Raw genomic sequence first — 13,320 nt, 5'->3', positions numbered from 1 at the left:
CCTGACGCCCCCGGCGAGACAGGCCCGGTATTCGCCGGGCCTGGCAGCGCTTTGCCGTCTCGGCGCGCGCATTCCTTTGCTAATCTAGGTAAGTTACGTGGCGCGCCAATCGCGCGGGCCGTTTGCTGCCCGTGTCGGCCACCGTGCACCGCGTGAGCCGAAATGCCGATGTTCAAGCAGCAGATCCGCCTGTGCACCAGCCGCGATGGCGTGCGGCTGGCGTATGCCCTCACCGGCACAGGCCCGCCGCTGGTCAAGGCGGCGAACTGGATGAGCCACCTGGAGTTCGATGTCGGCAGCCCCGTGTGGAGTCACATGCTCGCCGCACTGTCCAGCGACCATACGCTGATCCGGTACGACGAGCGTGGCTGCGGACTCTCCGACCGCGAGGTGGAGGAGCTGTCTTTCGACGCGTGGCTGCGCGATCTCGAAACCATTGTCGATGCCACGGGCGTGGACCATTTTCCGTTGCTCGGTATCTCGCAGGGCGCATCGATCGCCGTCGCGTATGCCGTGGCGCACCCGCAGCGGGTCAGCCATCTGATCCTGCACGGTGGTTATGCGCGCGGGCGCCTCAAGCGCGACCTGCATCTGAACCCGCACCTGCGAGAGGAAGCCGAGCTGATGAACAAGCTGGCGGAACTCGGCTGGGGGCAGGAGAACCCGGCATTCCGCCAGTTCTTCACGACGCAGTTCATTCCCGGCGGCACGGCCGAGCAGCATCGCTGGTTCAACGAACTGGAGCGTGTATCGACATCACCGGTGAATGCCGCACGCTTCATGCGCGTATTCAATGAGATCGACGTGGTCGCGCTGCTGCCGCAAGTCAGCTGTCCCACGCTCGTCATGCATGCGGTGCGCGATGCGCGCGTGCCGTTCGATGAAGGCCGCCTGATCGCCAGCGAAATCCCGGGCGCACGGTTCGTGCCGCTGGAAAGCGGCAATCACCTGCTGCTCGAAACAGAGCCGGCGTGGCAACGCTGGCGCGACGAGATCCGCAACTTCCTGCCGGCGCCTGTCGTGGCGGCCGATCCGGCGTTCCTGGCCCTGACGCGCCGCGAGCGGGACATCGTCGAGTTGATCGCGCAGGGTCGCGACAATGCGCAGATTGCCGCGCACCTGGACCTGAGCGAGAAGACGGTGCGCAACCATATCACCAGTATCTTCTCGAAGCTGGAAGTCGAGAACCGGCCGCAGGCCATCGTGCTGGCGCGCAAGGCCGGTTTCGATAGTGCGGGAGTGTAAGTCCCGCTTGCGGCGTGGTCGCTTAGTTGACCAGCGTGCGTGCGTCGACCACATGGTCGCGGTACGCCTCGAAGATCCGGCGCAGCGCCTGTTCCATCGTCACCTCGGGCTTCCAGCCGAGTTCCTGCATGGTGTTGTCGATCTTCGGCACGCGATGCTGCACGTCCTGGTAGCCCTTGCCGTAGAAGTCGCCCGACGACGTTTCGACGATCTGGGTCTTGCGCGCTTCCTCGGCGTACTCAGGGTAGTCGGCAGCCATCTTCAGCATCATCTCGGCGAGTTCGCGCACCGAGTGGATGTTGGACGGGTTGCCGATGTTGAAGATCTTGCCCGTGGCGATACCGTTGGGATTCTCGATGATGCGCATCAGCGCCGAGATACCGTCCGAGATATCGGCAAACGCGCGCTTCTGCTCGCCGCCGTCGACCAGCTTGATCGGCTCGCCGCGCACGATATGGCCGAGGAACTGCGTGACCACACGCGACGAACCTTCCTTCGATTCGAAGATCGAGTCCAGCCCCGCACCGATCCAGTTGAACGGACGGAACAGCGTGTAGTTCAGGCCCTGCTCCATGCCGTAGGCGTGGATGACACGGTCCATGAGTTGCTTGGAGCAGGCGTAGATCCAGCGCGGCTTGTTGATCGGGCCGTAGATCAGCGGCGACGACTCGGGATCGAATTCCTCGTCGGCGCACATGCCGTAGACCTCGGAGGTCGACGGAAACACCAGGTGCTTGCCGTACTTCACGGCGGCGCGCACGATCGGCAGGTTCGCTTCGAAGTCGAGTTCGAACACGCGCAGCGGCTGGCGCACGTAGGTGGCTGGCGTGGCGATGGCCACCAGCGGCAGCACCACGTCGCACTTGCGGATGTTGTACTCGATCCACTCCTTGTTGATGGTGATGTCACCTTCAAAGAAGTGCATGCGCGGATGGTCGACGAGGTCACCGAGGCGGTCGGACGACATGTCCATGCCGTAGACCTCCCACGACGTCGTTTCCAGGATGCGGCGCGTCAGGTGGTGGCCGATGAAGCCGTTGACGCCGAGGATGAGGACTTTCTTGCCTTGCATGGAATTGGGTTGTTGCATGGGTTAAGCGTAAAGGATGCCGGGCGCCAGGGCTTCAGCGCTGCGGTGCCGGAGAATTCACGGCGAAGTTGGTAACGGCCACACGGCGCCAGTCGCGCGCCACCACGTACATGGGTGCGTGCTGGCTGAGCTCATCGAACGTCTGCGGCGACATGATCGCCATGGCAGGTTTGCCGTCCTGCCACGCGGCCAGGAATGCCGTGGTAGACGGCAGCCATTTCTGCGGTTCCTGGGTAACACCGAACTCGAGCTCATCGGGACGTTCGACCATGACCAGCGGGTGGCGCAGGTAGAACGGCAGCGTATGGTCGAGCACGCGCACGCCATAGAGCTTCATGTCGGGGCGCAGCACGCGTGCAAGCGGTTCGATCATGTCGATGCCCGATGCGGAGCGGCCGATGACTTCATGGCCCAGCAGTGCGGCCGTGAACGCCGCGCACATGCCGAGTGCGTAGACCGTGATGCTGGCGAGCAAGCCACGCCGCTGCAGCAGCCAGCGCGCAACCAGCGTGCTGGCGATGATCATCGCAAACGCCACGGCGGCCCAGATGGCATAGGCCCGATACAGCGCGTTGGGCGTGTTGTTGGAGTTGAGCGTCGCCACGATGGGGCTGGCCAGCAGGCCGATGGCGCCGATCACCAATCCGGCCAGCAACTGCCGCCGCCACGAGCGCTCGGAGATGGTGTCCAGCGCTGCGCCGGCGATGATGCCCAGTGCCGGGAAGATCGGCAGGATATAGCCGGGCAGCTTGGAGCGCGACAGGCTGAAGAAGACGAAGATGACGATGGCCCAGACGGCCGCCAGCAGAGCTGGCTGGAAGGGCCGTGCCGCGTTGCCGCGTTCCACGCCGGCGCGCTCTCGCACCGCCTGCCACATGCGCGGAAACAGGCCCAGCCAGGGCAGGAAGCCGGCGATCAGGAGCGGTACGAAATAGAGCAGGGGACCCTTACGCGAATGCACCGTCGACGTGTAGCGCTCCCAATGCTCATGAATGAAGAAGAAGCGCAGGAATTCCGGATTGCGTTCGGAGACCAGCCAGAACCACGGTACGGCAACCAGCAGCATCAGCGCGATGCCGCTCACGAGATGCAGGCGGCGCCACAGCGCAAAGTCACGGCTGACGAGCGTGTAGATCACCAGCACCAGGCCGGGCAGGGCGATGCCTACCAGCCCCTTGGTCAGGATTGCCACGCCCATGGCCAGCCAGCAAGCCAGCATCCAGTTGCGGCGCACCGCCGGACTGGCCTGCGGATGCTGTGCCAGCAGCATGAACGCAAGCACGCAGGCCATGGCGCCGGAAAGGGTCATGTCCAGCGTGTTGAAGTGCGCCGCCACGCTCCACATCGGCGCGGCGACGAGCACCAGTCCAGTGAGCAACGCGGCACGGGCGCCAAACCAGCGATGGGCCGCCAGCATCGACGCCAGCAGGCCGACGGCACCGGTCAGCGCGACGCACAGGCGCGCCTGCCACTCGCCAATGCCGAACAGCGCATAGGATAGCGCCGTTACCCACATATGAAACGGCGGCTTTTCGAAGTACTTCAGGTCGTTGTAGCGAATGGTCACCCAATCGCCACTCAGGAACATCTCGCGCGCGATTTCGGCATACCGTCCTTCGTCCGGCCCGATCAGGTGGCGCATACCCAGCGTGCCGAACCACAGTAGCGCAATCAGCACGCAGACGCCGGCCAGCACGATCAGCGGAACGCCGCCGAAGCGGCGCCTGTGCCATGGCTGTGCGGCTTGCGTGGCAAGCACTTCGGGCTTGCCCGTCAGGCGGTCGGAACCTTGAAACATGAAAGAGGAAGGCTGGCGTGGGCGGATCTCGGGCCGGGAACCGGGCGGTGCCATGTGGCAAACGGTTGTCGCATGAAAGGCAGACAAGCCGCTCGTTCAGGGCAACAGCGAAGGATAAGTGACGAACCTTAATGGCAGATTAAGGAATATTAGGCAGAATGGCGACTACGCGACTTGCCAGGCCCTATTGCCGCGGAATGGCCTATATCTTTAAAAGTTAAAAGCAGGCCTGGAAATGAGAATACTTATTATTGAAGACGACCCCATGCTGGGTGATGGCCTGTTGCATGGCCTGCAACTCATGGGATACGTCGTCGACTGGTTCACCTCGGGTGCAGAGGGGGATCATGCACTTGGCGTGGTGCACTACGATGCTGCCGTGCTCGATCTCGGGTTGCCGGGTGAAGACGGCATGACATGGCTCAGGCGCTGGCGCGAGCGCGGCTGCCAGATTCCTGTGTTGGTCCTCACGGCGCGCGATGCCATCGAGAGCCGCATCAGCGGCCTGGATTCCGGTGCCGACGATTATCTGGTCAAGCCGATTTCGCTCGATGAACTGGCCGCGCGGCTGCGCGCCATGACGCGCCGCGCCGCCGGAAACTCCGCGCCGGTCTGGCGGCACGGCGCACTCGAATTCCACCCGGCCGCCAAGCAGGCGCTCTGGCACGGCAAGCCCGTGGAACTGACCAGCCGCGAGGCAATGCTGCTCGAATTGCTGCTGGCCCACCCGAACCGTCTGCTGACGCGCGATTTCCTGCGCGACAAGCTCTATGACTGGCAGGGCGGCCTCGAAAGCAACACGCTGGAGGTGCATATTCACCACCTGCGCCGCAAGATCCATCCGAAGATCGTCCGCACGTTCCGTGGCGCGGGCTACACGCTCGGTGCTGCCGAGGACTGTGCATGACGCTGCAGCGGCGCCTGATCCTGGCCGTGCTGATTGCGGCCCCGGTGGTGTGGTTGCTGACCATCGGCATGACCTACGTGCGTGCGCGCCACGAAATCAACGAGCTTTACGACACCGACATGGTCCGCATGGCCATGCAGATGCATTCGCTGGTGCCGCTGGTCGACATCACGGCCGCGCCGTCGCGGGCACGGTTGCCGGCGGCGCCGGAAGGAGACCAGGGCGATGCAGGCCTCGGCGACCTCGCCATTGGGGCCTGGCTGCCCGATGGCACGCCCATGCACATCGATCCGGATGGGGATCGCCTGCCGCGCGCGCAAGGCGTGAAGGGCTTTACCGACCAGCGCATCGACGGCCATCGCTGGCGGCTGTATTACCTGGATGATGATGTCACCGGCTGGCGCGTTTGCATCGGCCAGAAGCTGGGCGAGCGCAACGAGCTGATCCTGTCCTACATCGCGGCCCAGGTGGTGCCTTGGGCGGCCGGGCTGCCCGTGCTGATCGGCGTGCTGATCCTGTTCATGCGACGCGCCATGGCGCCGGTGCGGGAGCTCTCCACGGAAATCGAGAGCCGCTCTCCGCACGACCCGCGGCCATTGGGCCTGGCAGGCGTACCCGGCGAACTGGTGCCGCTGGTCAACGCCATGAACCGGCTGCTGGTGCGCGTCTCCGATTCGCTCGAGCATGAGCGGCGCCTCACGGCCGATGCCGCACACGAAATGCGCACGCCGCTGGCCGCGCTCAAGGCTCAGTGGGAAATCGCGCAGCGCTCAACGGACGAAAGCGAAAGCGCCCGCGCGCGCGCCAATGTGGAATCCGGCATCGACCGCATGAGCCGGCTGGTGTCGCAATTGCTGACCATGAGCCGGCTCGAAGATGCGTCGGAGCTGGCCTTGCTGGAAGACGTGAACTGGCAGCCGATTGCGCAGCAGGCGCTGTCGGATTGCCTCGCTTTGGCGCAGCGCAGGAAGGTCGACGTGGAATTGATCTGGCCGTCAGAGGACGTCGTGCCGCTGCCGTTGGCCGGCGATTCGAACCTGCTTGGGCTGATGCTTCGCAACTTGCTGGACAATGCGATTCGCTACAGCCCTGCGGGGGCGATGGTCACCATGGATTTTCGCGCTGACGGCATTGTGGTGTGTGATGAAGGGCCTGGTGTGGCGCCTGAGGTGCTGGCACGGCTCGGGGATCGCTTTTTTCGCGGTGGCGGGCAGCGCGAGCAGGGGCATGGGTTGGGGATTTCCATTGCGCAGCGTGTTGCGCGGTTGCATGGGCTGGGGATTGCGTTTGCGAACCGCGCCGATGGCCGCAAGGGCCTGACGGTTCGCATCTTCCGTTGCAGCGGGCAGTCGTAAAGAACGCCCCGGGCGGCAGCAGCCGCGCGGGGCGTTTTTCAGCAGGATTAGCGTTGCAGCTTAGCGCTTGAGCTTGGCGAACGCCGCTGCCATGGCGCCGGCGGGTTCCGCCTCGCGGCGGTTGCCGCCATTGCCGAAGCTCTTGCCACCGCCGGGCCGCTGGCCACCTCGGTCACCCGACGACGGCCGCGACGAGGTCTGTCCGGGCTCGTCATCCAGCCGCATGCTCAACCCGATGCGATTGCGCTTGACGTCCACCTCCATCACCTTGACCTTCACGATCTGGCCAGCCTTGACCACCTCGTGCGCATCCTTGACGAACTTGTTCGACAGCGCGGAAATATGCACGAGACCGTCCTGGTGCACGCCGATGTCCACGAACGCGCCAAAGGCCGCCACGTTGGTAACCACGCCTTCCAGGATCATGCCCGGTTGCAAGTCCTTCACGTCTTCCACGCCTTCCTGGAAGGTCGCGGTCTTGAACTCGGGGCGTGGGTCGCGGCCCGGCTTTTCGAGTTCGGTGAGGATGTCGCGCACGGTCGGCAGACCGAACGATTCGTCGGTGAACTGCGCCGGCGACACGCCGCGCAAGGCCTCACGGTTGCCCATGACGTCCGACAGGCCCTTCTTGATATGGTCCAGGATGCGCTTGACCACCGGATAGGCTTCCGGGTGCACGGAAGAGCGATCCAGCGGATTGTCGCCGTTGTTGACGCGCAGGAAGCCGGCGGCCTGTTCGAAGGTCTTGTCGCCGAGGCGCGGGACTTTCTTCAGCGCATCGCGGTTGGTGAAGGCGCCATTGGCATCGCGGTATTCGACGATATTGCGCGCCAGCACGGTGTTCAGGCCTGATACACGCGCCAGCAGCGGGGCCGACGCGGTGTTCACATCGACGCCCACGGCGTTCACGCAGTCCTCGACCACGGCATCGAGCGTGCGGGCCAGTTCGCGCTGGTTCACGTCATGCTGGTACTGGCCGACGCCGATTGATTTCGGATCGATCTTCACGAGTTCGGCCAGCGGATCCTGCAGGCGGCGCGCAATCGATACGGCGCCGCGCAGCGACACGTCCAGTTCCGGGAATTCCTTCGCGGCCAGTTCCGATGCCGAGTAGACCGAAGCGCCGGCCTCGCTGACGACAATCTTGGTCAGCTTCAGATCGGGTGCCTGGCGCATCAGGTCCTGCACCAGCTTGTCGGTTTCGCGGCTGGCCGTGCCGTTGCCGATCGAGACCAGCGCCACGCCATGCTGCTTGGCCATGCGCGCGAGCGTGGCCAGCGAGCCGTTCCAGTCGCGGCGCGGCTCATGCGGGTAGATGGTCGCGGTTTCGAGCAGCTTGCCGGTGGTGTCCACCACGGCGATCTTGCAGCCTGTGCGGATGCCGGGGTCGACGCCCATCACGGCCTTGGGGCCGGCCGGTGCGGCGAGCAGCAGTTCGTGCAGGTTGCGGCCGAACACCTTGATGGCTTCGCCTTCGGCGGTTTCGCGCAGCTGGGTCAGCAGTTCGGTCTCCAGGTGCGGCTGCACCTTGACGCGCCAGCACCAGCGGCACACGTCGCCGAGCCACTTGTCGGCGGGGCGGCCCTGGTTCTGGATACCGATATGGCGCGCGATCATGCCTTCGCACGGGTGCGGCACCAGCGCATCCTGTTCTTCGCCAAGGCCCAGCTTGACCATCAGCACGCCCGCATTGCGGCCACGGAACAGCGCCAGCGCGCGGTGCGACGGCACGGTGCGGATGGTTTCGCTGTACTGGTAGTAGTCGCGGAACTTCTCTTCCTCGGCGGTTTCCTTGCCCTCCATCACGGTGGAGCTGACCACGCCGTTGTTCCACAGGTGTTCGCGCAGCTTGCCCAGCAGTTCCGCGGTTTCGCCGAACTGCTCGGACAGGATGTCGCGCGCGCCGTCCAGCGCGGCCTTGACGTCGGGCACGCCGCCGTCGGCGGTCGGATTGCCGTTGACGTACTTGGCGGCCTCGGCCTGCGGATCGAGCGTCGGGTCGGCCAGCAGTGCCTGGGCCAGCGGTTCGAGCCCGCATTCGCGTGCGATCTGGGCGCGCGTGCGGCGCTTGGGCTTGTAGGGCAGGTAGAGGTCTTCGAGCGCCTGCTTGGTCTCGGCGCCTTCAATGGCCGTGCGCAGTTCCGGCGTCAGCTTGCCTTGCTCTTCGATCGAGGCAAGGATCGCCAGGCGACGGTCTTCCATGTCGCGCAGGTACAGCAGGCGCTCTTCCAGCGTACGGAGCTGGGTGTCGTCGAGGTTGTCGGTCACTTCCTTGCGGTAGCGAGCGATGAACGGAACGGTCGCGCCTTCGTCGAGCAGCGCTACGGCAGCCGCTACCTGGCGGGGTTGAACGGTTAGTTCAGCCGCGATGAGCGACACAATCTTTTGCGAAACGGATGCGGGCAGATTGGACATCGGGAAATCGGTCTGTCGAAAGCGGTCAGTCGAAAGCGAGGCATTTTGCCACAAGCCGGCGATCGCACCCCACGGAAGTAGGCCTGTTTTGGCGCGTGTATCCCGCGGCACGCCGGCCTTGCTGGCTGGCAGGGCGCGAGGCAGGGCGGATGCTAGAATTCGGGCATGACCTTCAAGCCCCATCCGGCCGCCGCGCCCGCCATGCCGATGGCCGTCCGCGACACGGCACTCCTGGCCATGTTTCCTGCCGCATGCCTGTTCCGCTCCGCCCCGCACCATGCCGGGCGAATGACCCTGCATGCACGCCTGTTCGCCGCCGCCGCGCTGTGGCTGACGCTGGTCGGTGCAGGTACGCTGGCGCCGCTTTCCGATAGCGCCGCGCAGGCTTCCGCGCCGGCAGTGGCAGGCGCCACCGCACCGCGTGATTTTGCCGCCGAACGCAAGGCCATCGGCGATTCGCGCGCGTGGACGAACTACCGCTTTGCCACGGCCGAACGTGCCTGCTACGACAAGTTCTTCGTCACTAGCTGCATCGACAAGGCGAAGGAAGTCCAGCGGCAGGAACTGCAGGTGCTGCGCCAGCGCGAACTGGAAGTCGGGGATGCCGAACGTGCCCAGCGCGCCGCCGACCGCGACCGCGAACAGGCCCTGCGCCGGGCCGAATACGAGGCCAGCCAGCCGCAGCGCAGCGCGAACGAGAAGGCCAGCCGCGAGTCTTTCGATAAGAAACAGCAGGATCAGCAACTGCGCGACGCGCAGCGGCAGGCCGATGCGCCGAAGCGCTCGGCCAACGCGCAGGCTTACCAGCAGAAGCAGGCGGACTACGACGCCCGTATGCGCGAGGCCCAGCAAAAGGGCGCCGAGCAGGCGCGCCAGCGCGAAGAAAACGTGAAGGCCTACGAGGCCAAGCAGCGCGACGCCGAACAGCGCCAGAAAGACCTGGACGAGCGGCGCGCCAAGGCGAAGGAACAGCAGGGCCAGGCGTCGGCGCCGCGTCCCTTCGGCTTCTGAGCCGGAGCGAGCCGCGCCAGCCTGTCCCGGCAGAGGCGGTGGGGGAAATACATATGGACACTAACCTGAACACCCTCGAGCGGCAGATCATTGAACTGCAGATCGAGCACCGCGACCTGGATTCGCTGATCGACCGGCTGGCCGAGGATCCGGCCCATGACGAACTGCAGCTCAGGCGGCTGAAGAAGCGCCGCCTCAAGCTGAAGGACGCCATCACCCTGCTGCAACTGCAGCTCGAACCCGACGTGCCGGCCTGAGCGCCGCACGCCGACACAGCCAGCACCGCATGGCGCGCTATCCCGTCATCCCGCAATCCCGCAATCCCGAGCCTTACCAGCCTTGACCACCGTTACCGATCCGACCGACCTGCCAGAGCCGGACGCAGATACCGCCATCGACGCCGCCGTCGATAACCCGGCCCCGGCCCCGGCGCAGGCGGAACTGGTTCCCGCGTCCGCGGTGCCTGCCGACCACGCCAGCGAACTGGCCAGGATCTTTGCAGACACCGGCACCCTGGCGCAGGGCATCCCGGGCTATCGTCCGCGTGCCTCGCAGCAGAAGATGGCGGAAGCCGTTGCCGGCGCGATCGAAGCGAGCGACACGGTCATCGTCGAAGCCGGGACGGGCACGGGCAAGACCTTCGCCTACCTCGTGCCTGCCATGCTATGGGGCGGCAAGGTCATCCTGTCCACAGGAACGAAGAACCTTCAGGACCAGCTTTTCCTGCGCGACATTCCGACCGTGCGGCGCGCGCTGAATGTGCCGATCTCGGTATCGCTGCTCAAGGGGCGCGCCAACTACCTGTGCCACTATCACCTCGAGCGGGCGGAGGCCAATGGCCGGCTTGCCTCCAAGCAGGATGCCGCGTGGCTGCGCGAAATCGCACGTTTTGCCAAGGTCACGTCGTCTGGCGACAAGGCCGAACTGGCCGCGGTGCCCGAGAACGCGCCCGTGTGGCAGATGGTGACTTCCACGCGTGACAACTGCCTGGGCTCGGAGTGCCCGAACTACAAGGACTGCTTCGTCATGCGGGCCCGCAAGGAGGCCCAGCAGGCCGACCTGGTCGTGGTGAACCACCACCTGTTCTTTGCCGATGTCGTACTGCGCGACACCGGCATGGCCGAACTCCTGCCCGCGGCGAACACGATCATCTTCGACGAAGCGCACCAGCTGCCGGATACGGCGACACTGTTCTTCGGTGAAACGCTGTCGACCAGCCAGTTGCTCGAAATCTGCCGCGACACCGTGGCCGAAGGGCTTTCGCACGCGCGCGACGCGGTCGATTGGGTCGGTATCGCGGCGCCGCTCGAGCGTGCCACGCGCGATCTGCGGCTGGCCTTCAGCAAGGATAATGCGCGGCTGGCGCTGGGTCAGATCGAGGCGGACCGGCGCATCGGCGAACCGTTCTTCGATACGCTCGACGCGCTCGAAGAGGCGCTGTCGACGTTCGTCGAGCATCTCGAAAGCCAGGCCGAACGTGCCGAGACGCTGCAGCAATGCCACCGCCGCGCGGTAGAGCTGCAACAGCGCCTCGAAGCATGGCGGGACGAAGGCAAGGCGTTTGAGGCACCCGCGCCGCAAACGCCGGACAGCGGCGGAGACGCCGCGCCGCAAGCCGATGTGCCGCCGCCACCAACCGCGCCCGCGCAGTTCGGGCCTGACACGGTGCGCTGGGTGGAGGTTTTTTCGCATACGGTGCAACTGCATCGCACGCCGCTGTCGATCGCGCCGATCTTCACGCGCCAGCGCGAAGGCCATCCGCGCGCATGGGTGTTCACGTCGGCCACGTTGTCGGTAAAGGGCAACTTCACTCACTACGCCGCGCAACTCGGACTCAACAAGGACAACTCGCTGACGCTGCCGAGCCCGTTCGATTACGGCAAGCAGGGGCTGCTCTACGTGCCGCGCGACATGCCGCCGCCGAATTCGCCCCAGTTCACGGACGCCGTGGTGCAGGCAGCGCTGCCGCTGATCGAGGCTGCCGGCGGGCGCACGTTCCTGCTGTGCACCACCTTGCGCGCGGTGCAGCGCGCGTCCGACCTGCTTTACGATGCCTTTGCCGAGCGTGGTCTCGAATTGCCGCTTCTCGTCCAGGGACAAGCCAGCCGCACGGAATTGCTCGACCGCTTCCGCGAGCTTGGCAATGCCGTGCTGGTGGGCAGCCAGAGTTTCTGGGAAGGTGTGGATGTGCGCGGCGAGGCGCTGTCGCTCGTGATCATCGACAAGCTGCCGTTCGCGCCGCCTGATGATCCGGTGCTGGCCGCGCGCATGGAGGTGCTGCAAAAGAAGGGACTCAGCCCGTTTGCGGTCCACCAGTTGCCGCATGCCGTCATCACGCTGAAGCAGGGCGCGGGGCGGTTGATCCGCTCGGAATCCGACCGCGGCGTGCTGGCCATCTGCGATACGCGGCTGGTCGAAAAACCCTATGGCCGCCAGATTTGGCAAAGCCTGCCGCCGTTCACGCGTACGCGCGAGGCGCCGACAGTTGTGCGCTTCCTGGAGTCGTTGCGGGAGCGGAAGAAAGACGAGGCGCAGCCGCAGCCGGACTGAGCGGCATCGCCGATCCGGTCGCACGACGAGAAACGGGGCAGTCCTTGCGGATCTGCCCCGTTTTCATATGCGTCGCGGAGTCAACGCTCCGCATCTTTGTTGATCAGAACACTTCCCACCAGGACTTGTCCTTGCGGCGTTCGCCGTACTTGATGTAGTCGCTGTTCGGGAAATTGCGCTCCATCACGCGGGCGGTATCGTCACGCAGATCCTTCATGCCAAGCGAGTCGTACGAACGGATCATGATGTACAGCGCTTCCTCGTTGGCGGGCGCGCCGTCATAGTCCTTGAGTGCCTGCTGGGCGCGGTTGACCGCCGCCAGGTAGGCGCCGCGCTTGTAGTAATAGCGCGCGGCATGGACTTCGTGCTGGGCCAGCGAGTTGACGATGTACTGCATGCGCGCGGCGGCATCAGGCGTGTACTTGCTGTCCGGGAAGCGCGTGACCAGCGTATTGAAGGCGTCGTACGCCGCGCGGGCGGCCTTCGGGTCGCGCTCGCTGAGATCCTGGCCGGAGAAGCGGCCCAGCCAGCCCAGGTTGTCGTTGAAGTTGATCAGCCCCTTCAGGTAGTAGGCGTAATCGATATTGGGATGGCTCGGGTGCAGCTGGATGAAGCGATCCACCGCCGCCAGTGCCGCTGCCGTCTCGCCGTCCTTGTAGCTGGCGTAGGCGGTGTCGATCTGGGCTTGCTGGGCGTAACGGCCAAACGGATAGCGGCCTTCCAGCTTTTCGTACAGCTTTACGGCACGCGAATAGTCGCCGCCGTCGAGGGCGTCCTTGGCTTCCGAATATAATTTGTTGGCCGACCAGCCGGCGGTTTCGTCGGGCTGGTCAGCAAGCAGGCCGCATGCCGACAGCATGACGCAGCCGCCTGCGAGCAGAATCGCTCCAAATCGCGCGCGCCAATTGGCGCGCTTCATGCTCAGCAATTGCATGGGCAACGTATCCCG

The 13,320-nt window shown here is 65.1% G+C and carries 10 protein-coding genes; 6 read left to right on the top strand and 4 right to left on the bottom strand.

Going from position 1 to position 13,320, the window contains the following annotated elements:
- Positions 1-162: 162 nt before the first annotated feature.
- Entirely contained in the window at positions 163-1,245 is a 1,083-nt protein-coding gene (locus KHO41_RS09550) for an alpha/beta fold hydrolase (RefSeq protein ID WP_211953037.1), read from the top strand.
- A gap of 22 nt (positions 1,246-1,267) precedes the next feature.
- Here the strand turns inward: KHO41_RS09550 and KHO41_RS09545 are convergent, their stop codons facing one another.
- Both KHO41_RS09545 and KHO41_RS09540 read right to left on the bottom strand, forming a co-directional pair.
- Positions 1,268-2,317 carry a bifunctional UDP-4-keto-pentose/UDP-xylose synthase gene (locus tag KHO41_RS09545; RefSeq protein ID WP_211953084.1) on the bottom strand — a complete coding sequence of 350 codons (1,050 nt, stop codon included), beginning with the start codon at positions 2,315-2,317 and terminating at the stop codon, positions 1,268-1,270.
- Between the two features lie 52 nt (positions 2,318-2,369).
- Entirely contained in the window at positions 2,370-4,133 is a 1,764-nt protein-coding gene (locus tag KHO41_RS09540) for a glycosyltransferase family 39 protein (protein ID WP_211953036.1), read from the bottom strand.
- 235 nt (positions 4,134-4,368) lie between these two features.
- Between KHO41_RS09540 and KHO41_RS09535 the strand changes: the two genes are divergently transcribed.
- Both KHO41_RS09535 and KHO41_RS09530 read left to right on the top strand, forming a co-directional pair.
- Positions 4,369-5,040: a response regulator gene (locus KHO41_RS09535; protein WP_211953035.1), complete on the top strand. Its 672-nt coding sequence runs from the start codon at positions 4,369-4,371 to the stop codon at positions 5,038-5,040.
- Positions 5,037-6,395, top strand: coding sequence for an ATP-binding protein (locus KHO41_RS09530; RefSeq protein WP_211953034.1), 1,359 nt, complete (start codon positions 5,037-5,039; stop codon positions 6,393-6,395). The genes KHO41_RS09535 and KHO41_RS09530 overlap by 4 nt, the downstream gene beginning before the upstream one ends.
- Positions 6,396-6,455: 60 nt before the next feature.
- Here KHO41_RS09530 and KHO41_RS09525 read toward each other — a convergent pair whose 3' ends face one another.
- A complete protein-coding gene (locus KHO41_RS09525; protein WP_211953033.1) occupies positions 6,456-8,810 on the bottom strand; it encodes a Tex family protein in 2,355 nt (784 codons plus the stop codon).
- A 165-nt stretch (positions 8,811-8,975) separates the two neighbouring features.
- Here KHO41_RS09525 and KHO41_RS09520 point away from each other — a divergent pair, with 165 nt between their 5' ends.
- From KHO41_RS09520 to KHO41_RS09510, 3 genes are all read left to right on the top strand, one after another.
- Complete coding sequence (locus KHO41_RS09520; protein ID WP_211953032.1) at positions 8,976-9,821, top strand: hypothetical protein; 846 nt, start codon at positions 8,976-8,978, stop codon at positions 9,819-9,821.
- A gap of 53 nt (positions 9,822-9,874) precedes the next feature.
- Complete coding sequence (locus tag KHO41_RS09515; RefSeq protein WP_011297511.1) at positions 9,875-10,078, top strand: YdcH family protein; 204 nt, start codon at positions 9,875-9,877, stop codon at positions 10,076-10,078.
- Positions 10,079-10,160: 82 nt separating this feature from the next.
- On the top strand, positions 10,161-12,371 hold the full coding sequence (locus tag KHO41_RS09510) for an ATP-dependent DNA helicase (RefSeq protein WP_376989531.1): 2,211 nt from the start codon (positions 10,161-10,163) through the stop codon (positions 12,369-12,371).
- A 103-nt stretch (positions 12,372-12,474) separates the two neighbouring features.
- On the opposite strand, the gene KHO41_RS09505 is transcribed toward KHO41_RS09510, so the two are convergent.
- Positions 12,475-13,305, bottom strand: a complete 831-nt coding sequence (locus tag KHO41_RS09505; RefSeq protein WP_041679567.1) for an outer membrane protein assembly factor BamD — start codon at positions 13,303-13,305, stop codon at positions 12,475-12,477.
- Positions 13,306-13,320 lie beyond the last annotated feature (15 nt).

The sequence above is a fragment of the Cupriavidus numazuensis genome, assembly GCF_905397435.1.
Lineage (GTDB): Bacteria > Pseudomonadota > Gammaproteobacteria > Burkholderiales > Burkholderiaceae > Cupriavidus > Cupriavidus numazuensis.
The sequence above is the reverse complement of the archived record's forward strand: the minus strand, read 5'-3'. Positions and strand labels throughout refer to the sequence as shown.

Bases quoted from the DNA above. Each gene is read 5' to 3' on its own strand.
- KHO41_RS09530 (WP_211953034.1), top strand. From the start codon at position 5,037: ATGACGCTGCAGCGGCGCCTGATCCTGGCCGTGCTGATTGCGGCCCCG.
- KHO41_RS09525 (WP_211953033.1), bottom strand. From the start codon at position 8,810: ATGTCCAATCTGCCCGCATCCGTTTCGCAAAAGATTGTGTCGCTCATC.
- KHO41_RS09535 (WP_211953035.1), top strand. From the start codon at position 4,369: ATGAGAATACTTATTATTGAAGACGACCCCATGCTGGGTGATGGCCTG.
- KHO41_RS09505 (WP_041679567.1), bottom strand. From the start codon at position 13,305: ATGCAATTGCTGAGCATGAAGCGCGCCAATTGGCGCGCGCGATTTGGA.
- KHO41_RS09540 (WP_211953036.1), bottom strand. From the start codon at position 4,133: ATGTTTCAAGGTTCCGACCGCCTGACGGGCAAGCCCGAAGTGCTTGCC.
- KHO41_RS09520 (WP_211953032.1), top strand. From the start codon at position 8,976: ATGACCTTCAAGCCCCATCCGGCCGCCGCGCCCGCCATGCCGATGGCC.
- KHO41_RS09515 (WP_011297511.1), top strand. From the start codon at position 9,875: ATGGACACTAACCTGAACACCCTCGAGCGGCAGATCATTGAACTGCAG.
- KHO41_RS09550 (WP_211953037.1), top strand. From the start codon at position 163: ATGCCGATGTTCAAGCAGCAGATCCGCCTGTGCACCAGCCGCGATGGC.
- KHO41_RS09545 (WP_211953084.1), bottom strand. From the start codon at position 2,317: ATGCAAGGCAAGAAAGTCCTCATCCTCGGCGTCAACGGCTTCATCGGC.